The 23,103-nt window shown below is 54.8% G+C and carries 19 protein-coding genes; 13 read left to right on the top strand and 6 right to left on the bottom strand.

From position 1 onward, the window contains the following. The first annotated feature begins 52 nt into the window (after positions 1-52). From WEB64_RS06605 to WEB64_RS06590, 4 genes are all read left to right on the top strand, one after another. Positions 53-1,477, top strand: a complete 1,425-nt coding sequence (locus WEB64_RS06605; protein ID WP_368065535.1) for a phenylacetate--CoA ligase family protein — start codon at positions 53-55, stop codon at positions 1,475-1,477. Then, positions 1,477-2,454, top strand: coding sequence for a methylmalonyl Co-A mutase-associated GTPase MeaB (meaB, locus tag WEB64_RS06600; protein WP_368065534.1), 978 nt, complete (start codon positions 1,477-1,479; stop codon positions 2,452-2,454). Before WEB64_RS06605 ends, meaB begins: the two co-directional genes overlap by 1 nt. Further along, positions 2,441-4,138 (top strand): methylmalonyl-CoA mutase family protein, encoded by a 1,698-nt coding sequence (locus tag WEB64_RS06595; RefSeq protein WP_368065533.1) that lies wholly within the window; start codon positions 2,441-2,443, stop codon positions 4,136-4,138. Before meaB ends, WEB64_RS06595 begins: the two co-directional genes overlap by 14 nt. 319 nt (positions 4,139-4,457) lie before the next feature. Next, complete coding sequence (locus tag WEB64_RS06590) at positions 4,458-4,790, top strand: cytochrome c (RefSeq protein WP_368060015.1); 333 nt, start codon at positions 4,458-4,460, stop codon at positions 4,788-4,790. 88 nt (positions 4,791-4,878) lie between these two features. Here the strand turns inward: WEB64_RS06590 and ppnN are convergent, their stop codons facing one another. Continuing rightward, positions 4,879-6,264 (bottom strand): nucleotide 5'-monophosphate nucleosidase PpnN, encoded by a 1,386-nt coding sequence (gene ppnN / locus WEB64_RS06585; protein WP_368060017.1) that lies wholly within the window; start codon positions 6,262-6,264, stop codon positions 4,879-4,881. Between the two features lie 82 nt (positions 6,265-6,346). After that, entirely contained in the window at positions 6,347-7,363 is a 1,017-nt protein-coding gene (locus WEB64_RS06580) for a histone deacetylase family protein (RefSeq protein WP_368060019.1), read from the bottom strand. 185 nt (positions 7,364-7,548) lie between these two features. On the opposite strand from WEB64_RS06580, the gene WEB64_RS06575 reads away from it, so the two are divergent. Both WEB64_RS06575 and uvrD read left to right on the top strand, forming a co-directional pair. Next, positions 7,549-9,003, top strand: coding sequence for an NAD-dependent succinate-semialdehyde dehydrogenase (locus tag WEB64_RS06575; RefSeq protein WP_368060021.1), 1,455 nt, complete (start codon positions 7,549-7,551; stop codon positions 9,001-9,003). 228 nt (positions 9,004-9,231) lie between these two features. After that, positions 9,232-11,397, top strand: a complete 2,166-nt coding sequence (gene uvrD / locus WEB64_RS06570; protein ID WP_368060023.1) for a DNA helicase II — start codon at positions 9,232-9,234, stop codon at positions 11,395-11,397. A 193-nt stretch (positions 11,398-11,590) separates the two neighbouring features. On the opposite strand, the gene corA is transcribed toward uvrD, so the two are convergent. Next, positions 11,591-12,544: a magnesium/cobalt transporter CorA gene (gene corA, locus WEB64_RS06565; protein WP_368060025.1), complete on the bottom strand. Its 954-nt coding sequence runs from the start codon at positions 12,542-12,544 to the stop codon at positions 11,591-11,593. Between the two features lie 102 nt (positions 12,545-12,646). Continuing rightward, positions 12,647-13,363: an arsenical resistance protein ArsH gene (gene arsH, locus WEB64_RS06560; RefSeq protein ID WP_368060027.1), complete on the bottom strand. Its 717-nt coding sequence runs from the start codon at positions 13,361-13,363 to the stop codon at positions 12,647-12,649. A gap of 217 nt (positions 13,364-13,580) precedes the next feature. Here arsH and WEB64_RS06555 point away from each other — a divergent pair, with 217 nt between their 5' ends. The 3 genes from WEB64_RS06555 (at position 13,581) to arsJ (ending at position 16,797) form a co-directional block, all read left to right on the top strand. Then, positions 13,581-14,345: a metalloregulator ArsR/SmtB family transcription factor gene (locus tag WEB64_RS06555; protein WP_368060029.1), complete on the top strand. Its 765-nt coding sequence runs from the start codon at positions 13,581-13,583 to the stop codon at positions 14,343-14,345. A 252-nt stretch (positions 14,346-14,597) separates the two neighbouring features. Then, positions 14,598-15,602 carry an ArsJ-associated glyceraldehyde-3-phosphate dehydrogenase gene (locus WEB64_RS06550; RefSeq protein WP_368060031.1) on the top strand — a complete coding sequence of 335 codons (1,005 nt, stop codon included), beginning with the start codon at positions 14,598-14,600 and terminating at the stop codon, positions 15,600-15,602. A 1-nt stretch (position 15,603) separates the two neighbouring features. Continuing rightward, a complete protein-coding gene (arsJ, locus tag WEB64_RS06545; RefSeq protein ID WP_368060033.1) occupies positions 15,604-16,797 on the top strand; it encodes an organoarsenical effux MFS transporter ArsJ in 1,194 nt (397 codons plus the stop codon). A gap of 14 nt (positions 16,798-16,811) precedes the next feature. Here the strand turns inward: arsJ and arsB are convergent, their stop codons facing one another. Then, positions 16,812-17,882: an ACR3 family arsenite efflux transporter gene (gene arsB, locus WEB64_RS06540; protein WP_368060035.1), complete on the bottom strand. Its 1,071-nt coding sequence runs from the start codon at positions 17,880-17,882 to the stop codon at positions 16,812-16,814. 152 nt (positions 17,883-18,034) lie between these two features. On the opposite strand from arsB, the gene WEB64_RS06535 reads away from it, so the two are divergent. Continuing rightward, positions 18,035-18,580, top strand: a complete 546-nt coding sequence (locus WEB64_RS06535; RefSeq protein WP_368060037.1) for a sigma-70 family RNA polymerase sigma factor — start codon at positions 18,035-18,037, stop codon at positions 18,578-18,580. Between the two features lie 3 nt (positions 18,581-18,583). Here the strand turns inward: WEB64_RS06535 and WEB64_RS06530 are convergent, their stop codons facing one another. Further along, the gene (locus tag WEB64_RS06530) at positions 18,584-18,988 is read right to left on the bottom strand and encodes an acyl-CoA thioesterase (RefSeq protein WP_368060039.1); all 405 of its coding nucleotides are present in this window, start codon (positions 18,986-18,988) and stop codon (positions 18,584-18,586) included. A 273-nt stretch (positions 18,989-19,261) separates the two neighbouring features. On the opposite strand from WEB64_RS06530, the gene WEB64_RS06525 reads away from it, so the two are divergent. The 3 genes from WEB64_RS06525 (at position 19,262) to pstA (ending at position 23,098) form a co-directional block, all read left to right on the top strand. After that, on the top strand, positions 19,262-20,305 hold the full coding sequence (locus WEB64_RS06525) for a substrate-binding domain-containing protein (RefSeq protein ID WP_368060041.1): 1,044 nt from the start codon (positions 19,262-19,264) through the stop codon (positions 20,303-20,305). Positions 20,306-20,442: 137 nt separating this feature from the next. After that, positions 20,443-21,831, top strand: coding sequence for a phosphate ABC transporter permease subunit PstC (gene pstC, locus WEB64_RS06520; RefSeq protein WP_368060043.1), 1,389 nt, complete (start codon positions 20,443-20,445; stop codon positions 21,829-21,831). After that, positions 21,824-23,098 carry a phosphate ABC transporter permease PstA gene (gene pstA / locus WEB64_RS06515; protein WP_368060045.1) on the top strand — a complete coding sequence of 425 codons (1,275 nt, stop codon included), beginning with the start codon at positions 21,824-21,826 and terminating at the stop codon, positions 23,096-23,098. Before pstC ends, pstA begins: the two co-directional genes overlap by 8 nt. Positions 23,099-23,103: the final 5 nt, after the last annotated feature.

Raw genomic sequence — 23,103 nt, 5'->3', positions numbered from 1 at the left:
TTGTTCACAAACATCCTAAAACGACAATAAACAGCTACATTAGGAGTCTCCGATGGAGGAGTGGAACTATCCCCAGAACTATAATAATGAGTATTTTCCGAAGACAGACAGTCCTTATTGGTTTCCTGAGCGTGAAACTATGGATCCGGAAAAGCGTGACGTATTTATTGCTGCGCGTTTGCGAGAGGTTATGTCTTATGCCTACGAGAATTCCCCGTTTTACAAGCGTAAGTGGGATGCCGCCGGTATAAAGGCTGAAGATATCCGCACTGTTGCTGACTTCGAAAATGTTCCCGTCGTTACCAAGCAGGAACTGCGCAATTCCCAGGCTGAGTATCCGCCATTTGGTGATTATCTATGCTGTCCGGAGAGTGAAATTTACCATATCCACGGTACTTCGGGCACAACCGGCAGACCAACAGCGTTTGGTATCTCAAAACGTGATTGGCAAACCATTGCCAATAATCACGCGCGAATTATGTGGGGCATGGGGCTTCGGCCAGGGGACACCGTATTCGTCGCGGCGGTTCTGAGTCTTTATATGGGGTCCTGGGGCGCGCTGATGGGCGCTGAGAGACTGGGCTGTAAAGCATTTCCTTTTGGAGCTGGTGCGCCCGGGATGACGGCCCGAGCAGTTACCTGGCTGCAGATGATGAAACCAGCCGGGCTCTATTCTACTCCTTCTTATGCCTTGAGATTGGCGGAGGTTGCCCGTGAAGGCGGTGTTAATCCACGAGAGTTTGGCCTGAAAGTGCTGTTTTTTTCCGGTGAACCTGGCGGCTCCATTCCTTCCATCCGCGATAAAATCCAGGATATTTACGGTGCCAAAGTCGTGGATTGCGGAACCATGGCTGAACTAACGCCTTGGATGCATGCGTCTGGGACTGAAAGCACGGAAGGGATGTTGCTATGGCAGGACATAGTTTATACCGAAGTGTCTGATCCGGAGACCCACAGGCGCGTGCCATACGGGGAGCAGGGGACGCCAATTTATACGCACCTCGAGCGAACCTCCCAGCCAATGATTCGCATGGTTTCGGGAGACTTGACCCATTGGGTGCTGGAAGATAATCCGTGTGGTCGTACCTACCCGAGATTGCCAAAAGGAATCTATGGTCGTATCGATGACATGTTCCAGATTCGTGGTGAAAACGTTTATCCGAGCGCCATAGCGGAAGTGTTAGAAGGCCTGACAGGATACGGAGGAGAGCACCGAATTGTTATCTCACGCAGCGGGTCGATGGACGAGTTGGTCGTTCAGGCAGAGTTCGATCACAAGGTGGCACAGCGTGATTCCAACGCAGTAAAAGAATTAGGTGAGAAAGCCGCCCTTGAGCTTAATAAAGTATTGGGCGTTCGGGCCAACGTTGAAATGGTAGGCCCTGATACCTTCCCCCGCACTGACTTCAAAGCACAGCGCGTAATAGATGATCGTGACCTTTATAAAAGCTTGAATAAAAAGCTTGGGGAGGGTTGATGATTAACCGAATACCATCAATGGAGTTAGCCGCGAGAGTGAGCGACGGGAATTTGCGCGCTATCGCAAGACTGATTACCCGCGTTGAGGGAGGAGATGCAGAGGTCCGTTCTGCATTAGCGGAAATATACAAATGCACTGGACGCGCACATGTAGTGGGTATTACCGGGGTGCCTGGTGCTGGAAAGTCCACCCTAGTCACCCAGTTGGTACATGAATTCCGTGCCAGTGGCCGTAAGGTCGGGGTCATTGCAATTGATCCCTCCAGCCCATTCTCTGGGGGGTCAATTCTGGGAGATCGCATTCGGATGGGTGAATTGGTCTCGGATCCTGGCGTCTTTATTCGCAGTATGGCCACCAGAGGAACGCTTGGAGGCCTGGCGAGACCGGCCTTGGACGCAGTCGACTTATTGGACGCCGGAGGTTTCGACGTAATTCTTATAGAGACCGTGGGCGTGGGTCAGGATGAGGTCGATATCGTCCGGGCGGCGCATACCACCGTGGTAGTCAATGCGCCCGGTCTGGGCGATGACATCCAAGCTATAAAAGCAGGTGTGCTCGAAATTGCGGATGTGCACGTGGTCAGCAAGGCCGATCGTCCAGACGCTAACAAAACCATCCAGGAGCTCAAAGGAATGCTGATGATGAGCCTTGAGCCCGGAGAGTCGGTTTGGCGGGTGCCGGTAGTGCCAACCAGTTCAGAAAAGCACAGTGGCTTCGATGAATTGATGGTAGCGATAGATCGTCACAGAAAACATTTAGAACAAACGGATGAAATCAGGGAGCGGCGTCGTCAAATTGCGTTGACTCGTGTTTTAAAGGTTTCTGAAGGAATTGTCAGAGATAACTTTGTACGTGACAGCCGATCCAGAACCGAAGATTTACTAAATAAGGTTACTCATCGCGAGATTGACCCCTATGGTGCTGCGGTGGAACTGCTTAAAAATATGAAGGAGAGAATTCATGACGAATACTAAACAATACGATAACGCTGCTATTGAGCATATGGAAAAGGAGTTCAGTAAGTGGGAAAAAGACGAAGTAGCGACTTTTGTTGAAAGGGCTCCGGAGAGTCAGTCGGAATATGTTACAGCCTCCGGCATGCCGGTACAGCGCACCTATACACCTTTAGACATTAAAGACAGCGCCTTCGAAGACATAGGATTTCCGGGGCAATATCCCTTTACTCGTGGTCCTTACCCCACTATGTACCGGGGGCGTAATTGGACAATGAGGCAAATAGCGGGTTTTGGCACAGCCAAAGAAACCAACGGCCGCTTCAAGTATTTGATTGCTCAAGGTCAAACGGGCTTGTCTATCGATTTCGACATGCCCACGTTAATGGGTTATGACTCCAACCACTTCATGAGCCAGGGTGAAGTAGGTCGGGAAGGCGTTGCCATCGATACTCTGGCCGATATGGAGGAGCTGTTTGAAGATATTGATCTAACCAAAATTTCGGTATCTATGACAATCAATCCATCCGCCTGGGTTTTGTTCGCTATGTATATTGCACTGGCGGAAAAACGTGGTTATGACCTGAATGACCTGTCGGGAACTATTCAAAACGATATTCTAAAAGAATATATCGCTCAGAAAGAATGGATCTTCCCGGTGAAGCCTTCTGTTCGGCTGGTACGTGATTGCATTCAATACGGCTCAGAAAATATGAGACGATATAATCCCATTAATATATCGGGTTATCATATCTCGGAAGCTGGCTCAACTGCGGTCCAGGAAGTAGCCTATACAATGGCGACAACGATGGAATATGTAAAAACTGCAATTGATGCAGGGGTTGATGTAAATGACTTCGCGCCGCGGCTATCATTCTTTTTCGTAAGTCAGGCTGATTTCTTCGAAGAAATTGCGAAGTTTCGGGCTGCGAGACGGGTTTATGCAAAAATAATGCGCGAAAAATTCGGTGCAACCAAGCCAGAAGCTAGCCGTCTTCGCTTCCATGCCCAAACTGCTGCAGCGACTTTAACCAAACCCCAATACACTATCAACCCAATTCGAACCGCACTCCAGGCGCTGTCGGCAGTATTGGGAGGCGCTCAATCCCTGCATACGAACGGAATGGATGAAGCTTTTGCTATTCCGACCGAAGAAGCGATGCGAATTGCTCTTCGAACTCAGCAAATCATCGCTTACGAGACCAATATCACTCAAGTCGTCGACCCGCTGGGTGGATCTTATTACGTTGAGTCGCTCACGGATAAAATTGAGCAGGAAACCTGGAAAATACTGGATGAGGTTGAGCAGCTCGGTGGCACACTGCAATGTATTGAAGACGGATATTTTCAACGAGGTATTTCTGACTCGGCGTATGACTTCGCGTTACGCAAAGCCAGCGGCGAGAGACCCGTCATTGGTGTAAATATGTTTGTAGAAAACGAAGATGACGTAAAAATTGAGATACACCCGCACGATCCTGAAACTGAGAAACGCCAGATCGATCGTTTGGAAAAAGTTAAAAATAACCGCGATGAGGCGAAAGTACAAAGCCTTCTGGAGACCCTTAAAGAGCAAGCGGCCGATGAGTCGGTAAATCTTATGCCAATTACTATCGATTTAGTAAAAGAGGGCGCCTCTATGGGAGATATCATCGAAACGTTAAAGAAAATGTGGGGAACCTACCGCGAAAAGCCCGTGATCTAAAGATATAGCGAGCCTCTGATTAACTCCTGGATCGCCTCTGGCTTTCAGAGCGATTCACACTCAAGGCGCGACTTTGCAGTCATGTCTGGACCTTGCAAGAAGTCGCAACGCGGAGTGTGAATCGCTCTGAAAGCCCCGAAGGGCGCGCTCTGAAGGCTGCATCTGCGGCGTTGCGACTCTTGCCAAGGGCTACGGCCATTGGCGGCGAGCCGCGCCTTGCACCTACAGCCTTCAGAGCGCGCAGAGACGATTCAGGAGTTAATCAGAGGCTCCTTAGTTCAAGCTAACGTATATTAAAAGAGATGGGAGGGTAGAATCCATGAGACTGAAAAATCAGGTTGCTGCGTGTTTCGCGACATTGTTAATGGCCAGCCCCGGTCTTTCCCTGGCCGCAGATGCGGCGGCAGGTAAAGCGAAGGCCGCAGTATGCGCGGCGTGTCACGGCGCTGATGGTATTGCCCAGATTCCGGGTTATCCGAACCTGGCAGGTCAAAACGAGGCGTACCTCGTGTCCTCACTGAAGGCCTACAAAAGCAAGCAGCGTAACGGCGGCCAGGCAGCCATAATGCAAGCGCAGGCCGCTGGCTTGAGTGATGACGATATTGCCAATCTTGCGGCGTACTACGCGAGCTTGCCTGCCAGCGGAAAGTAACCGGGTTCGATTGCAGCTTTGGTATTGGCGGGGCGCTCGTGGGTAGTGCTCCGCCAATGTCGGATACTCTCTAAATTTTTCCGCCGGGTTAAACTTTTTCCGCTGTGATGATCCTGTAGCTTGGCTTGTAGGCCGACGTTCCCGGCAGTTTCATGCGGTTCTGTTTTACAAACGCTTCCAGCATGGCTTCCAGCGGTTTCAGTAACGTCGGGTCACCGGATATTTCAAATGGCCCTTTCTCCTGAACCTGTCGGATACCCTGGGCCTTGACGTTGCCTGCGACAATGCCACTGAAGGCTTTTCTCAGGTTGGCGGCAACCATATGAACCGGCTGGTTTTTGTGTAGTTCCAGTGCTCTCATATTGGCGTGGTCCGGCTCAAATGGCAGTTGGAAGACTGGATCAATTTTGAGCATCCAATTGAAGTAGTAGGCGTCCTGCATGGCGCGCCGGAAGGTTTCCACCTCTGCAATTCCGGTTTTCATGGTCTGGGCTACCCGGGCCGGATCATTGATAATGATCTCGTACTTTTCAGCCGCCTTCTCACCGAGTGCATTGCGAATAAATTCATCGATCATGTGAAAATATTCAGCATTCTCCGGCAGGCCGGTGAAAACGACCGGAAACGGCAGGTCGATATTATCCGGATGCAGCAATATACCCAGCAGATACAGGATTTCTTCTGCCGTACCGACGCCGCCGGGGAATACAATAATGCCATGGCCTGCTCGCACGAAGGCTTCGAGGCGCTTCTCAATGTCTGGCATGATCACCAGCTCATTAACGATCGGGTTGGGCGCTTCGGCTCCGATAATGCCGGGTTCGGTCAGGCCTATGTAGCGGCCGTTTTTCACCCGCTGCTTGGCGTGGCCGATGGTGGCACCCTTCATCGGACCTTTCATCGCACCCGGTCCGCAACCGGTGCAGATACTAAGGCCTCTTAACCCCAGTTCATGCCCGACGTCCTTGCTGTAAACGTATTCTTCCCGGCTGATGGAATGGCCGCCCCAACACACCACCATATCCGGTTGCCGCCCAGCTTGGAGAACACGGGCGTTGCGCAGGATATGGAAAATCAGGTTGGTAATATCCGCTGGTTCCTGACGATTGAAACCGGCGGCAGTGGTGGGGATCGAGTTTGAGTACACGATATCCCGGAGCACTGAGAACAGGTGCTCGCGAATCGCCCGCAACATCTCGCCATCCACAAAAGCGCTGGCGGGCGCATTGATCAGTTCCAGTTTCAGGCCCCTCGGCTGTGGCACCAGACGCACATCGAAATCCGCATGAGCCTCCATGAGGTCCTTGCAATCGTCGGTTTCCACTCCGGTATTGAGTACGGCCAGGGCGCATTGCCGGAACAATTGATACAAACCGCCCTCGCTGCGGTCTTTCAGCCGATTGACCTCATGGTTGGACAGGATTTCAAGACTGCCCTCTGGGGACACCAATGCATTCATTTTGACCTGACTCATGTAACAGAAAGCTCCTGAAAATGTATGGCTTCCATCTCTCTGGAAACCGTATGGGTAATACCTGACCGGCGCTGATCTGGCATCAGATTCCCAGGCCATTGAAGAACTGCTGAACGTTCTCGCTCAGAGTTTCGATATCATAGCCGCCCTCCTGAACAACCAGCGTAGGCAGCCCGGCGCGACCGACGCGCTTGCCGAGATGGCTGAACCCCTCCGAACTCACGGACACTTTGGCCTGAGGGTCATCTTTGTAGATATCGAACCCCAGGGTAAGCACCATAGCATCGGGCTGGAACAGTTTGATGGCGGCCATGGCTTCTTCCAGGCGGTTGAAGAAGTCCTGCTCGGATGAGCCGTGGGGCATCGGCAAGTTGATGTTGTAGCCGTAACCCTCACCTTCGCCCCGCTCGTCTTCAAAACCGGCGACGACCGGGTAGAAGTTGGTGGGGTCACCATGGATGGAAATGTAGAGCACATCGCTGCGCTGATAAAAAATTTCCTGAATGCCCTGGCCGTGATGCATATCGGTATCGAGGATCACCACTCGAGGGAATTTTCTGGTCAGCTTCTCGGCGGCGATAGCGGCGTTATTGAGATAGCAAAACCCACCCGCAGCCGCGCGGCGGGCATGATGCCCGGGAGGGCGACAGACGGCGTATGCCGTGCGTTCGCCAGCGATCAGCGCATCGGTGGCGCCAAGGGCTGTCTGCGCAGACCAGTAAGCGGCATGCCAGGTGTTTTCTCCAATGGGACAACTGCCATCAGCCAGGTAACAGGCGGCTTCTGCAAGGATGCCTTTCATGGCGTTGGGCGAGCGTACGAAGATATTGGACATCACCTCATCGCCCCAATCTTCCGGAATTTCCTTCCAGCGCCGGTGGGCCGACTCAAGGAATCTCAGATATCCGAGGTCATGGACTCTGGAAATCGCGCCAGCGCCCTGATCTGCCGGTTGTAGCACGGGTATGCCCAATGTCTTCAATCCTTCAAGCATTTGCGCCGTGCGGTCTGGCACTTCCTGAGGCTGGCGCATTTGTCCGCGGGTAAAGTAGGTTTTTGGAATGTGCTGATCCTGTGCAGGATGGAAAAATGCTTTCATTGTCCGGCCTCCTGTGAGTTTATCCACCGAGTATAGGCATACCGGGGGGTGGGTCAAAAGCCCTGTTGCTTTACAGCAATGAAATCTGCAGCCACTATGAACCAACTAACCCTGAGCCGTGCGCAATTACTGTTGCTTAAGCACTACAGAAAGCTTACGGCATCAATGCACAATAAGGAGCCGATATGATTGAGTCACCCTTACTGAAGAATTTCACAGGCTACATCGGCGGGCGCTGGTCGGATGCCTCCGATGGGAACCGGTTTGACGTTTATAATCCGGCGACCGGCGACTGTATCGCCCAGGTCGCTTCGATGACAGCGGACGATGTCAACGCGGCGGTAGATGCTGGCAAGCAGGCCTTGCGCCTGGGCAGTCCTTACAGCCTTGAAGTCCGCCGTGGCTGGCTCGAAGGTATCCGCGACGCCTTGATTGATAATAAAGAAGAGGTCGGTCGGATTCTCTGTATGGAGCATGGTAAGCCCCTTCAGGAAGCGCAAGGTGAAGCAGTATACGCCGCGGGCTTCTTTGATTATTGTGCCAAGCATATCCAGGCCCTGGACGCACACACGCTGACCGAAAAGCCGAAAGACTGCACCTGGACGGTTCATTATCGCCCCATCGGTGTGACAGGCCTGATCACGCCGTGGAACTTCCCGGTCGGGATGATCGCCAAAAAGCTGTCTGCAGCCCTCGCAGCCGGTTGCCCATCGGTCATCAAGCCAGCCAGCGAAACGCCGCTGACCATGATTGCCCTGTTCTCTCTTATGCATGAAAAAGTCGACTTGCCCACGGGCATGGTGAACCTGGTCATGGGTAAGGCCAGCGTGATCGGAAAAGTGCTCTGTGAGCATCCTGACGTGCCGATGCTGAGCTTTACCGGCTCCACCGAAGTGGGTCGCAAACTGCTGGTAGACACCTCCGAGCAGGTTAAAAAACTGGCCCTTGAGCTGGGTGGTAATGCGCCGTTTATCGTTTTTGAGGATGCAGACCTGGATGCCGCCGCCGATAACCTGATGGCGAACAAGTTCCGCGGTGGTGGCCAGACCTGTGTTTGCGCCAACCGTATATTTGTTCATGAAAACGTCATGAATGCGTTCGGAGAAAAGCTGGCGGAACGGGTAAACCGCATGACCATCGGTGATGGCATCAAAGGCGATGTGGACCTTGGCCCGCTGATCAACAAAGCCGGTTTTGATAAAGTCCGCCGGCATGTGGAAGATGCCCTGGAGAAAGGTGCGGATCTGGTGGCCGGACGCAATCCGTCTGAGCTTAGCGGCAAAGATCTGTTTTACCCTCCGACAGTGCTCTCGAGTGTGACCCGGGATATGGCATGTTACCGTGAGGAAACCTTTGGTCCACTGGTGCCAATGGCGTCGTTCCGCACCGAGGAAGAAGTCATCAAGGCCGGTAACGATACCGAGTTCGGCCTGGCGGCCTATGTCTTTACGGCAAACGCGGAGCGTGCCCAGCGCGTTTCGGCAGAACTGCGATTCGGTCATGTGGGCTGGAACACCGGTACCGGACCGACGCCGGAAGCCCCGTTTGGCGGTATGAAGGCTTCAGGTATCGGCCGTGAGGGTGGTCTTGAAGGGCTGTTCGAGTTTGTTGAAGCGCAGACGGTGCCACGGGCATTCTGACCAGATATTGTACTAAATGAATTCCTGTTTCCAGCTATTGGCGTTGGCCAAGGCTCAGCGTTAAGGCCGGAAACAGGGTAGCCATACCGCTACGATAGACCGTGAGCGAGGCATTTGCGCGCCCACGAACAAGTTCGTTGAACTCCCCCCGCAGTGCATTGCCCACGTTACCGGCCCGGCCTGTTATAATCCCGCCACCAATTCACCTGCACACAGCGATGTCTGCCCATGGATGTTTCCCCGATTATTGACCCCCTCAACGATGCCCAGAGGGAGGCAGTTACCGCCCAGAATGACCATTTGCTGGTATTGGCGGGCGCTGGTAGTGGCAAGACCCGGGTGCTGGTGCATCGGATGGCGTGGTTGATGCAGGTGGATCAGTTGCCCCCTACAAGCCTGCTGGCGGTGACCTTTACCAATAAAGCAGCGCGGGAAATGCGCTACCGGATTGAGCAGATGATGAACCTGCCCACCCGGGGTATGTGGTTTGGCACCTTTCACGGCATTGCCCATCGGCTGCTGCGTACCCACTGGCAGGATGCAGGCCTGCCGGAAAATTTCCAGGTGCTGGACAGCGATGACCAGATTCGCATGGTCAAGCGGGTAATGCGGGAGTTCCAGATTGACGAAAGCCGTTGGCCTCCTAAACAGGCGCAGTGGTTTATCAACAACCAGAAGGACGAAGGCCTGCGGGCGGACCATATCCAGGACAACCCGGACGATCACTTCACGTCCACCATGCTGAAAATTTACCGTCAGTACGAAAAGCTCTGCCAGCAGGCGGGCCTGGTGGATTTTGGCGAGTTGTTGCTGCGGGCCCACGAACTCTGGCTCTATCGCCCCCAGTTACTGGCCCATTACCAGAGCCGCTTCCGGCACATTCTGGTGGATGAGTTCCAGGACACCAACACCATTCAATACGCTTTCCTGCAAGTGCTGGCGGGTAATCGTGTGCCCCTGACCGTAGTGGGGGACGATGACCAGTCGATCTATGGCTGGCGTGGCGCCAAGATCGAAAACATCCAACAATACCAACGGGATTTTCCTAACGCACGTTTGGTGCGGCTTGAGCAGAACTACCGTTCTACCCAGCTTATTCTGAAAGCCGCCAACTCGGTGATTGCCAACAACCAGGGGCGGTTAGGCAAAGAGCTCTGGACCGATGGCGACGAAGGTGAGCCGATCAGCCTCTATGCGGCTTTCAATGAGCAGGATGAGGCCAACTACATCGCCGATACCATCGCCAGTTGGGTTTCCGAGGGTAATCTGCGCAGCGAGTGTGCCATCCTTTATCGCTCCAATGCCCAGTCACGGGTGCTGGAGGAGTCTTTGATGCGCCAGGGCATGCCGTATCGGGTCTATGGAGGGCTGCGGTTCTATGATCGTCAGGAAATCCGCAACGCCCTGGGATATTTGCGGCTGGTGCATTACCGCAATGACGATTCAGCCTTTGAACGGGTAGTGAATATTCCCCCTCGGGGCATTGGCGCCAAGAGCCTGGCGGATGTTCGGGAACTGGCCCGGGAGGAGAGTCTGTCGTTGTGGGAAGCATCCCACCGGTTATTGGCAGCGGGCAACCTCAAGGGTCGCGCTAAAACCGGTCTACAGCGCTTTATCGATATTGTGGAAGAACTCTCGGTGCTGGCGCCCAATGCCACGCTGCAAGGACTGATGAAACAGACCATTGCCGACAGTGGTTTGCGTGACTATCATCGCAACGAGAAGGGCGAGAAAGGTCAGGCCCGGGTCGAGAACCTCGATGAGCTGATCAACGCCATGGCCGATTTCGAGGTGGATGGTGAGATGGACGCGCTGTCTGAATTCATCGCCCAGGCGGCCCTGGACGCCGGTGAATCCCAGGCCGAAGCCCATGAAGACAGCGTGCAGTTGATGACCCTGCATTCCGCCAAGGGTCTGGAGTTCCCGCTGGTGTTTCTGGCAGGCGTGGAGGAGGGGTTATTCCCTCACAGCATGTCTCTGGAAGAGCCCGGCCGGATGGAGGAGGAACGTCGTCTGGCGTATGTGGGCATTACCCGGGCCATGAAAAAGCTGGTGCTGACTTACGCCGAATCCCGTCGTCTCTATGGTCAGGAAAAATTCAACGCGCTGTCACGATTTGTGCGGGAAATCCCCAGTGATTGCATTCAGGAAGTGCGGCTGCGCAACACCGTGACCCGACCGGTCAACATGCAGCGGCCGAACGAAAGCATGTTCAGCCAGGATTCCGCCCAGCAGTCCGGCTTCAGTCTCGGCCAGTGCGTGCGGCACCCGAAATTCGGCGAAGGCGTGGTGATGAACTGTGAAGGCACCGGCCACCACACTCGCGTACAGGTCAATTTTGACGAGGGTGCCAAATGGCTTGTTTTGGCGTATGCGCCGCTGGAAGCCTGCTGAATGTAGGCCCGGCTCCTTGTAAAGCGCAGGCTGGGGGACTTTGTTTAAAACACGCCTCGGGACGTCCTGTTCGGCTTGGGCTCCGCCATTCATGGCGGAGCTCAAGCGCCACATGGAGGTGCCGAAGGAGCGTGTTTTGGAAAGACCTGCCCAATTCCTGCTTACTCCAAAATCGATACCAGCTACCCAAGCCTCAAAGCCAGCCCTTACGCTTGAAGAACCAGTAAGGAGCGATGCCGGCCATGATCATCAGCCCGATGGCCGAGGGGTAACCCAGTAGCCATTTCAGTTCCGGCATATACTCGAAGTTCATGCCATAGATACTTGCAATCAGCGTGGGTGGCAGGAATACCACTGCGGCAATCGAGAAGGTCTTGATGATCTGGTTCTGCTCAATGTTGATGAAACCCTGGGTCGAGTCCATCAGGAAGTTGATTTTGTCGAATAAAAAGGTTGTATGGGACATCAGGGTTTCGATGTCGTGCATGATTTCCCGCTGAGTGTCAGACAGTTTTGGCTCGCCTTTCAGATTCCTGATAAGAAAAGAAATATCGCGCTGAGTATCCATCAGGCAGAGTCGGGTTTTACCGTTGCTGTCCTCCAGTCGTGCCAGTTGTGTAATAGCTTCATCCAGCTCGGCCTCTTCGTCTTCCAGTACCAGATGGCTGACTTCTTCTAACTGGCGATGAAGGTCTTCCAGGCCATCAGCATGGTTTTCCACCTTTTGTTCCAGAATCATCACCAGGAGCTCCGCGGGATTCCGGGCTTCCACCTGATTTCGTCGTGCCCGCATGCGTATGAGCCTGAAATCGGCCAGCTCTTCTTCCCGGATCGTTATCAGGCAGGTTTTCTGGAGGATAAAGGCGACTGAGACGGTATCGTGCCGGCCTTCGCTCTGGGTAATAAACAGGGAATGCACATGGATGCCGGCCTGATCAACAAAACAGCGGGCGGACGCTTCGATCTCCTCGACATCGTCATACTCGGGCAGGTCTGTCCTGAGCAGGCTCTGGAGTATGGTTCGCTCCTGCTCGTCGGGCTCAACCGCATCAATCCAGTGTGCCTCGGACAGGCGCGACTTCTGCTCCTCCGCTGGAACACCGAGATCCCGAATAAGCCCGTTATCAATACGAAAAAATCTCAGCATCGTGAAGTCTCCGCTCAGGGTCAGAGTTGACTGGCATCCTCAGTGTAGAGAGTTACTGCATCAGTACCAGTTAGGCAAGGCTGGCAAACATCACATCAACCTTCACATGCTTCGTTGATTTACCCGCTTCGAAACCTCCTCGACGCTTTCCACTCGCTCCGAGTAGCGGTCTGTCAGATAGCCGCTCTGGTCCCGGGTCAGCAGAGTGAACTTCACCAACTCCTCCATAACATCCACGATGCGGTTGTAATACGGCGACGGCAGCATGCGGCCATGCTCATCAAATTCGGTAAAAGCCTTGGGCACCGACGACTGGTTGGGAATAGTGATCATCCGCATCCAGCGCCCCAGCACTCGCAACTGATTGACTGTGTTGAAGGACTGGGAGCCGCCACATACCTGCATCACTGCAAGGGTCTTGCCCTGGCTCGGGCGCATGCCGCCTATGGACAAGGGAATCCAGTCAATCTGGGTTTTCATGACGCCGGTCATGGCACCGTGGCGTTCCGGAGAGCACCACACCATACCCTCGCTCCATTGAGCCAATTCTCGCAATTCCTGAACCTTTGGGTGTGACGCATCCTCCGCGTCCGCCAACGGCAGGCCGCGTGGATTGAAGATTCGGGTTTCAGCACCCATGGCTTCGAGTAGCCGGGCGGCTTCTTCTACAGCGAGACGGCTGAACGAGCGCTGCCGGAGCGATCCGTAAAGCAGGAGTATGCGGGCCGGGTGTGCAGACGGCGTGTCGGCAAAAAGTCTGTCAGCGGCAGGGGAGGAAAACAGCGCCGCGTCAATGTTCGGAAGGTCTGGGTAACTCATGGTACTCCCTGGATGAATCTTCAGAATTTATAGGTCCGAATTGGATTTCAGAACATAGCTGTGAGGGAGACGAACAATCTATCGAAAGGATACATCGGAATCGCATTTCTGACTGGCAGGATCATTTTTGATCAGAGAAGTATTTACTTTCGTTTCCCTCTGTCATAGTATCCGAAAAATGAGATATGTCTAAATAAACATATAAGGTTATACGAATATGAAGCGCTGCGTTTTGTTCGTTTGTACCGCTAACAGCGCCCGTTCTTTAATGGCGGAAGCCCTGCTCAGGCACATGGCCGGTGACCGGTTTGAAGTCGCCAGTGCCGGTACCGGGCCGACACAGCCACATCCTCTGGCATTGCAGGTGCTAACGGAATCCGGGATTTCTGTGGAAGGGCTGAGGAGTAAACAGCTGGCCGATTTGCAGGGTGAGCACTGGGATTACGTTATCACCCTGTGCGAGAAAGCGGCCAACGAGTGCGGCAGAGTTTGTGAGCCGGCGCAGCAGATTGCCTGGGATTTCCGCGATCCGGTACCGGCAAATCGCCACGCCACCTTTGCGCTCACCCTTAAGGAGCTGAAGGAGAGGATTGGCCTGTTTACTTTGGTGCACCAGAAGGAGACCGGCTTGAAAGCCCTGAATTACAACCCGGTCAGCGTGTTCCGGGCGTTGGGGGACGAGATTCGGCTGGCCATTCTTATGCTGATCCGTGAGCAGAAAAAGCTATGCGTATATGAGCTGACCACGGCACTGGATTCGTCGCAACCGAAGGTCAGCCGCCATCTGGCCACTCTGAAGGAGGCCGGTTTGCTGGACACCGATCGTCAGGGCCAGTGGGTCTATTATTTCCTTCATCCCCAGTTGCCCCAGTGGCTTTTACGGGTGCTGGATGAAACCTCAGAGAGTAACACCGGGCTGGTAGAAAGGGAGTTGGAGCGCCTGAAAACGATGGAAGATCGGCCAGTTGTCCGGTTTATCTGATGGTGGAGGGGGCGAGCAAGAGAAAAGGGCTTTCCAGAACACGCTGTAAATACCCGCAAGCGGGTCCGGCCCGCAATCGCAGATTGCGGTCGTTCAGCTTTCGCATGAAGCTTCGCTTCATAAACGCTCGGCTGAACCCCTGTACGTTCGGGCTCCGCCATCCATGGCTCCGCACGGTTCTGGAAAGCCCTTTACTCTCGCTCGGCGTGCTATCGAAATGTTATCGAATTCAGAATTAAACAGGAGTAAATAATGAGCAAGATAAAAGTCGGCATTAATGGATTTGGCCGCATTGGCCGCTTGGCGCTTCGCGCTGCCTGGGGCTGGTCGGATATGGAGTTTGTCGCCATCAATGACCCGGGCGCTGATGCCGCTACCCTGGCACACCTGCTGAATTTCGACAGCGTCCATGGACGCTGGAACTTTGAAGCAGATGCCGACGGCGACGACATGGTGATCGAAGGTCAGCGCATCCGGGTTACCCGCAACAAAGCCCTCGGCGATACCGACTGGTCCGGTTGTGATCTGGTGATTGAGGCGAGTGGTGTCAACAAGACCGTGAAGGTGTTGCAGGGATATCTCGATCAGGGCGTGAAGCGCGTGGTCGTGACTGCGCCGGTCAAGGAAACCGGCGCGAAGAACATCACCATGGGTGTGAACGAAGACGTCTTCGATCCGGCCAACGACCGGATCGTGACGGCGGCTTCCTGCACGACCAATTGCCTGGCCCCAGTGGTTAAGGTGATTCATGAGAAGCTGGGTATCAAACACGGTTCCATCACCACCATTCACAGCCTGACCAACACCCAGACCATCCTCGACGCACCCCATAAGGATCTGCGCCGGGCGAGGGCCTGCGGCAGCTCACTGATTCCGACTACCACGGGTTCTGCCACCGCGATTATCGAGATATTCCCGGAGCTGAAAGGGCGTCTGGACGGCCATGCTGTTCGTATTCCGCTGACCAATGCCTCGCTGACTGACTGTGTGTTTGAGGTGGAAACGACAACGGATCGTGACACCGTAAATCAATTGCTCAAAGAAGCGGCCGACGGCGAACTCAAGGGCATTCTGGGCTACGAAGAGCGCCCGCTGGTGTCTATTGACTACAAGACTGATCCGCGCTCGTCCATCGTCGATGCCCTGTCTACCATGGTGGTCAACGGCACTCAGGTGAAAATCTACGCGTGGTACGACAACGAATGGGGCTACGCCAACCGCACCGTCGAACTGGCGCGCAAGGTAGGGTCTGCCTGATATGACACCCGCCATCCGCCAGTACCTGGTTATCACCGGCAATTACTGGGCCTTTACCCTCACGGACGGGGCCCTGCGGATGCTGGTGGTGCTGCATTTCCATCAGCTTGGCTATTCGCCGTTGGAAATCGCCCTGCTGTTCATCTTCTATGAGTTTTTCGGGGTGGTGACCAACCTGGTGGGGGGCTATCTAGGGGCTCGGTGGGGCCTGAATCGTACCATGAACATTGGCCTGTTCCTGCAGATAGCCGCGTTGGCCATGCTGGCGGTACCGGCGGCGATGCTGACCGTGCCCTGGGTGATGGCGGCACAAGCCATGTCGGGTATTGCCAAGGATCTCAACAAGATGTCCGCCAAGAGCGGCATCAAACTGCTGGTGCCGGACTCGGAGCAGGGCAAACTCTACAAATGGGTCGCCATTCTGACCGGCTCTAAGAATACCCTCAAGGGCGTGGGCTTTTTCCTTGGTGGTGTGCTGCTGGTCACGGCGGGCTTTACGGGCGCCGTTGTTAGTATGGCGGTTGTTCTGGGTGTGGTCTGGGTCGGTAGCCTGTTCCTGCTGGGACAGGACCTGGGTAAAAGCACGTCAAAGCCGAAGTTCAGCGAGATTCTGTCCAAGAGCCGGGCCATCAACGTGCTCTCGGCGGCGCGAATGTTCCTGTTCGGGGCACGGGATGTGTGGTTTGTGGTGGCCTTGCCGGTGTACCTCAGCACGGTTTTTGGCTGGGACCACTGGAAAGTCGGCGGTTTTATGGCCAGCTGGATCATCGGCTACGGATTTATCCAGACCATTGCTCCTAAGATTACCGGCAACATGGAAGGCAAAAAACCGGCGGTGCTCTGGGCGGCCGCTCTGGCATTGATTCCCGCCGCCATTGCCGGGGGCCTGATGGCGGGCTGGTCGCCGCAGGTTGTGATCGTGGGTGGCTTGCTGCTGTTTGGTGTGCTGTTTGCGATCAATTCCTCCCTGCACAGCTACCTGATTGTCAGCTACGCCCGTGGCGATGGCGTGTCGCTGGATGTGGGCTTCTACTACATGTCCAACGCCGCCGGGAGGCTGCTCGGCACTATTCTGTCTGGCTGGGTTTACCAGGCCTATGGGCTGGAGGCCTGTTTGTGGATCTCGGCTGCGCTGGTCGCCATGGCGGCACTGTTATCGCTGAGGTTGCCGGAAAAGCGACCAGTCATCGCCTGAGCCTGCTCGCCGCCTCAGTCCGGAAAGCGGTTCCGGGTGCGGTTAGCGATGTTTACCAGCATCAGCATGATCGGCACCTCTACCAGCACCCCCACCACAGCAGCCAGCGCTGCACCGGATTGCAGACCAAACAGGGCAATCGCGGCGGCCACTGCCAGCTCGAAGAAATTGCTGGCGCCGATCATGGCCCCTGGTGCGGCGATGCAGTGGCGTACTTTCCATAGCTTTGCCCAGCCATAGGCGATGAAAAAGATCAGGAACGTCTGCACGATCAAAGGTACGGCTATCAGCGCAATGTGCAGCGGGTTGGCGAGGATAACCTCGCCCTGGAAGGCAAACAGCAGCACGAGTGTAACGATTAGAGCCGCCGGGGTGATCGGGCCCAGGCGCTTCATGAATACTTCATCAAACCAGCGCTGGCCATAGCGGGCGATCAGGGTGCGACGGGTCAGGTAGCCAGCGACCAGGGGAATTACAATATAGAGCACCACCGACAGGATCACTGTATCCCAGGGTACCTGGATGTTGGAGACCCCAAGCAGGAACACCACGATAGGTGCGAAGGCAAACAGCATGATCAGGTCGTTAACGGACACCTGCACCAGCGTATAGGCCGCATCGCCTCTGGTCAGATAGCTCCAGACAAACACCATCGCGGTGCAGGGCGCGGCCCCCAGCAATATGGCACCGGCCAGATACTCGCTAGCCAGGTCGTCGGCAATCCAGGGCTCGAATACCACCATCAGGAAGAACCAGGCAATGGCGAACATGGTGAAGGGCTTGATCAGCCAGTTGACAATGGTCGTGATCGCGAGGCCTTTGGGCTCCTTCCTCACATTGACTACGGCGTTGAAATCGATCTGCGTCATCATCGGAAAAATCATTGCCCAGATCAGAATGGCAATGGGAATGGAGACTTGGGCATATTCGAACCGCGATAGCGTCTCCGGCACCGACGGGGCCAACTGGCCCAGGGCAATGCCGATGACGATGGCCAGCGCCACCCAGACCGACAGATACCGCTCGAACAGGCCCATTTTTACAGTGGTGTCGTAGGTGGTCACAACGTCAGTTTGGCTGCTCATGGAGCTCCTCTCTATGGCTTGGGTATGAGTTATGGCATGGCTATGAGTGTGCGGCATGAAGACGAACGGCAGAGTGAAAAGATACACCTATACTACGAAGTTCCAGGCTGTGGCATAGTTTAAAGCAGACAAGTTCAGGGGCCGGAGCCAACATGATGTTTGAGTATGTCCTACAGGCGTGGCATGACCACCACCGGGAACTCCGGCATTTTATGCTTGGCCAACTGAAAGACCCGGACGTATGCGATGATCTGCTACAGGATGTGTTTCTCAAAGCGATGAGAGAAGGACAGTCCTTCTGCGAGCTGGAAAATCCCCGCAGTTGGCTGTTTCGGGTCGCTCGTAATGCTTTGATTGACGCCCATCGCCTTCGCAAGACCTGGGTGCCGGTGCCTGAGCATTTACCCGACGAAGGCAGGGAGCCCCGGGATCCGGTAGCCGATCTGGATGTGTGTATACGTGCTGCCTTACCGGCACTTGGGGATGATGACCGCGATATTCTGGAAGCCTGTGACCTTGGCAGGTTGAGCCAGGCCGACTATGCCAGCGCCCAGGCTATTTCACTACCGGCCGCCAAGGCCAGAATCCGTCGCGCCAGGGAGCGCTTGCGGGAGGAGTTGGCCCGCCGTTGTGACGTGGTGACGGATTCCTCCGGCAGGATTTGCTGCCATAGCGGAGGCGCGGCCTCAATGTGTTAAAGGTTAGTGAGCTTGCTCCGGCACTTCCCGAATCCGGCCGTGCTCATCAATGGCAACAAATACAAACAGCGCCTCAGTGACCTTTCGGGGGGTTTTAGCGCTCCGGTCCAGGGTCCAGACTTCCACGTTGATCTTCATGGAGCTGCGGCCAATATCCACCAGTTCGCAATAACAGCTCACCTGAGAGCCGACCCGTAAGGGTGACAGGAACTCCATCCGGTCGATAGCGACGGTGGCATTGCGGCCCTGGGATATTCGTCCTGCGGTGGACGCAGCGGCAATGTCCATCTGTTTGACTACCCAGCCGGCATAGACATCGCCGTTGGCGCTGGTATCGGACGGTAAGGGGATGACCTGGATGGTCAGTTGCCCGCGAGGCACGGGTTTATCGTCATCAAGCGCTGTCATGAGAGCTACCTTTTTTCTTTTTGAAAGGAGTTGTCGTTATTGGGTTGGCTCTCATGGTAATGCTCCGGGCGTTTGCTGCAAGCAGTATTCATCACACAGTGAATATTTCAGTGAATGTCACAAAGTTGTCATACTGTGGCTTTATTCTCCATTCATCGGCTCACCCGCGCCGGTTCGCCTGAGAGTCAGGACGAGTTCAGCCAAGGCTGAAGTTTTGTGACTTTCAGCACTAAAAATAGCTAACACAGCTAACGCGAATGACGGAGAACCAACGTGATCAAACTGAAAACAGCCCTCACATCTCTTGCCCTTGCAGGCAGCATTGCTGCCATCTCTGCACCGGTCATGGCCCGCGATACCATCAACATCGTCGGCTCTTCCACTGTTTATCCGTTCGCAACCGTCGTTGCCGAGCGTTTTGGCGCCAACAGTGACTTTCCGACTCCTAAGTTGGAATCCACTGGCTCCGGCGGCGGTCTGAAAATTTTCTGTCAGGGTATTGGCACCAGCCACCCCGACGTTACCAACGCCTCGCGCCGCATCAAACCTTCAGAACTCGAACTTTGCCAGAACAACGGCGTTGACGACATTGTCGAGTTCGCCATCGGCTCCGACGGCCTTGTTATCGCCAGCTCGAAGGATGCGCCGGACCTGGACCTGACCATGGAGCAGCTGTTCCTGGCCATGGGTGAGAAAGTGCCTGTTGACGGCGAGTGGGTGATGAACCCTAACAAAAAATGGAGCGATATTGACTCCAGCCTGCCGGACCTCGAAATCCGGGTTATGGGGCCACCCCCGACCTCCGGTACCCGCGATTCTTTCAATGAGCTGGGCCTGGCCGCTGGTTGTGACCAGCTTCCGGAAGCCGCTGAGCTGAGTGAAGATCAGCACGGTGCCATCTGCGAGAGCGTCCGTGAAGACGGCGCCTTTATCGAAGCTGGTGAGAACGACAACCTGATCGTGCAAAAGCTGATCGGTGATTCCAGCATGTACGGTGCATTCGGTTACAGCTTTCTGGAAGAAAATTCAGACCGGCTCAAGGCTGTCGAGCTGGAGGGTGTTGCGCCGGAGCCCGACCTGATTGCTGAAGGCGAGTACCCGATGGCCCGTACCATGTTCTTCTATGTCAAGAAAGCACACATTGGCGTGGTCCCGGGCATTGAGGAATACGCGGCTGAATTTGTCAGTCCGGGCGCCATGGGCCCGAACGGCTACCTCAAGGACGTCGGCCTGATTGTACCGACCCGCGATGGCCTGATGGCGCTGCAGAAAAAACTGAAAGAAATGCCTAACCTGACAGCGAGTGAGCTTAACTAAAATCGGTCCAGACGTAAAAAGGGTGCGAGCCATTAAACAGGCTCGCACCCTTCGTCATTTCAGACAGGCGAGCGTGAAAATAACGCTTCGCGAGAGTAGAATTCGCCTCGATCCCGTAGTCGCAGACAGGAAATGCCATGCAACCCGCGAATCTTTTTTTCATAACCCTGGTGCTCATCGGTGTGGCGTATGCGCTGGGTTATTTTCGATCAAAGGCGCTGGCCACCCCTCTGGGAGGCATTCGGCACCTCAAATCCCTACCCGGTTACTATGGCGTTCGTGCCGCTATGTGGTGCGGTATTCCGGCCCTGATTATTCTGGCGCTCTGGGCCTCGTTTGAAAGTCAGATCATACAGTTACTGGTGCTCGGGTCACTGCCTGTCGAGATGGTTCCGAAATCCATCGGCGAGGCCAGCCTGCTGATGTCAAAAATCAGCAATGTGGCCAGCGGAGCACTATCTGCAGGTTCTGTTGAAGAGCCTCTGATCAATGCGGCTGAGCGACTTAAGGTTCTGCGGGAAAACAGCGGAACCTACATGACGCTGTTGGTTATCTCCATTGCGGTGCTAGCCGGTTTTGTGGGCTGGTATCGGATCCAGCCAAAACTCAATGCCAGGGAGCAGGTGGAGAAAACCCTGCGGTGGTTCTTTTTTGCCTGCGCCGGACTCGCGATTCTGACCACCGTCGGCATTATCTTTTCGGTTATTTTCGAAACTATCCGTTTCTTCGGGATGGTTCCGTTTACGGAGTTCTTTTTCGGCACCAGTTGGAGCCCTCAGGTAGCGCTAAGAGCAGACCAGGTTGGCTCGGAAGGTGCTTTCGGCATGATCCCGCTCTTTACGGGAACGCTGCTAATCTCTGCCATTGCCTTATTGGTGGCTGTGCCGGTTGGCCTGTTCTCTGCCATTTACCTGTCGGAATACGCGAATAAGCGGGTACGAGGGGTGGTGAAGCCACTGCTGGAAATGCTGGCGGGAGTACCGACTGTTGTTTACGGTTTTTTCGCCGCGTTGACGGTTGCCCCTTTCATCGCGGATTTCGCTGACACCCTGGGATTAGGTGCCTCTTCCCAGAGCGCGCTGGCTGCGGGCCTGGTGATGGGGGTAATGATTATTCCGTTCGTCTCTTCACTCTCCGATGATGTAATCAATGCTGTACCCCAAACACTCAGGGACGGCTCATTGGCGCTGGGCGCCACTCAGTCCGAGACCATGAAGAAGGTTATCTTCCCGGCTGCCTTGCCCGGCATTATGGGCGGCATATTGTTGGCGGCTTCCCGGGCGATTGGAGAGACCATGATCGTGGTCATGGCCGCAGGCCTGGCGGCTAATCTGACTGCCAATCCACTAGAGTCCGTTACCACCGTGACGGTACAGATCGTGACCCTGCTGATCGGCGATCAGGAGTTCGATAGCCCCAAGACACTGGCTGCGTTTGCCCTGGGTGCGATGCTCTTTATCGTAACCCTGCTGCTGAACGTGATTGCTCTCAAGATTGTCCGCAAATATCGGGAACAATATGACTGATCGCACTGAACAGGCGGAGATTGTCCGCCGCTCGCTCAAAAGACGGTATCGCAAAGAGCGCCGCTTCCGGGCCTACGGCGTTCTGGCTATCGCTATAGCGCTTGCCGCCCTGGTGGTGCTGCTGGCTGACATTATCGGCAAAGGGCACACAGGATTTTTGAAGACAACCATCACCCTGGATGTCGAAATGGACTCCGAGCGGATGTATCTCGAAGACCCGACCAATCCCGATGAAATTCGCATGGCGGATTTTGTAGAGCCGCTGATTGTGAGCCTTGCGGAGACCCTCCCGAGTGCCACGGAAGACGACCGGAATGCCCTGCGGGGGTTGATCAATCCCTATGCCTCAATCGGGCTTCGCGACAAATTGGTGGCCAATCCCGATTGGATGGGTACTACTCAAACCATTACCTTCCTGGCCCACAGCGACGTAGATGTCTATGTCAAACACCAGGGCGACAAGGCCTACTCCATAAAGCTGAATGAGCAGCAGCAGGAATGGGTGAATGAGCTGCAAGAAAGTGGATTGGTGGAAACCAGCTTTAACGATGTGTTCTTCACCAGCGGCGACTCCCGTGATCCAGCCAGGGCCGGAGTGCTGGGGGCGATTGTCGGGTCGTTGCTGGTCATGTTCGTCACGCTGATGTTGTCATTCCCCATCGGCGTGGCGGCTGCAATCTATCTGGAAGAGTTCGCACCGAAAAACAAGCTGACGGATTTTATTGAAGTAAATATCAACAATCTGGCAGCTGTTCCCTCTATTATCTTCGGTTTGCTTGGCTTGGCAGTGTTTATCAATCTGTTTGGCATGCCTCGTTCGGTGCCGTTTGTGGGGGGACTGGTGCTTACATTGATGACCCTGCCGACTATCATTATTTCAAGCCGCGCCGCCATCAAGAGTGTGCCGCCCTCGGTACGGGAAGCAGCTGAAGGTATTGGTGCCTCCAAAATGCAGGTGGTGTTGCACCACGTCTTACCCCTGGCCATGCCCGGCATGCTTACCGGTTCGATCATCGGTATGGCTCAGGCTCTGGGTGAGACTGCACCTTTGTTGTTGATTGGCATGGTGGCATTTATTGTGGAAGTACCCGAGGGCTTCTTTGATGCCGCCACCGTGCTGCCAGTGCAGGTGTTTCTATGGGCGGGCAGCCCGGAGCTGGCCTTTATTGAACGCGCGTCGGCAGCCATTATGGTGCTGTTGGCCTTCCTGATGAGTATGAATGCCCTGGCAATCTGGCTGCGCAAGCGGCTGGAACGCCGCTGGTGAGGAGA

The sequence above is a fragment of the Marinobacter sp. genome (assembly GCF_040882185.1).
Taxonomy (GTDB): Bacteria; Pseudomonadota; Gammaproteobacteria; order Pseudomonadales; family Oleiphilaceae; genus Marinobacter.
The sequence above is the reverse complement of the archived record's forward strand: the minus strand, read 5'-3'. Positions and strand labels throughout refer to the sequence as shown.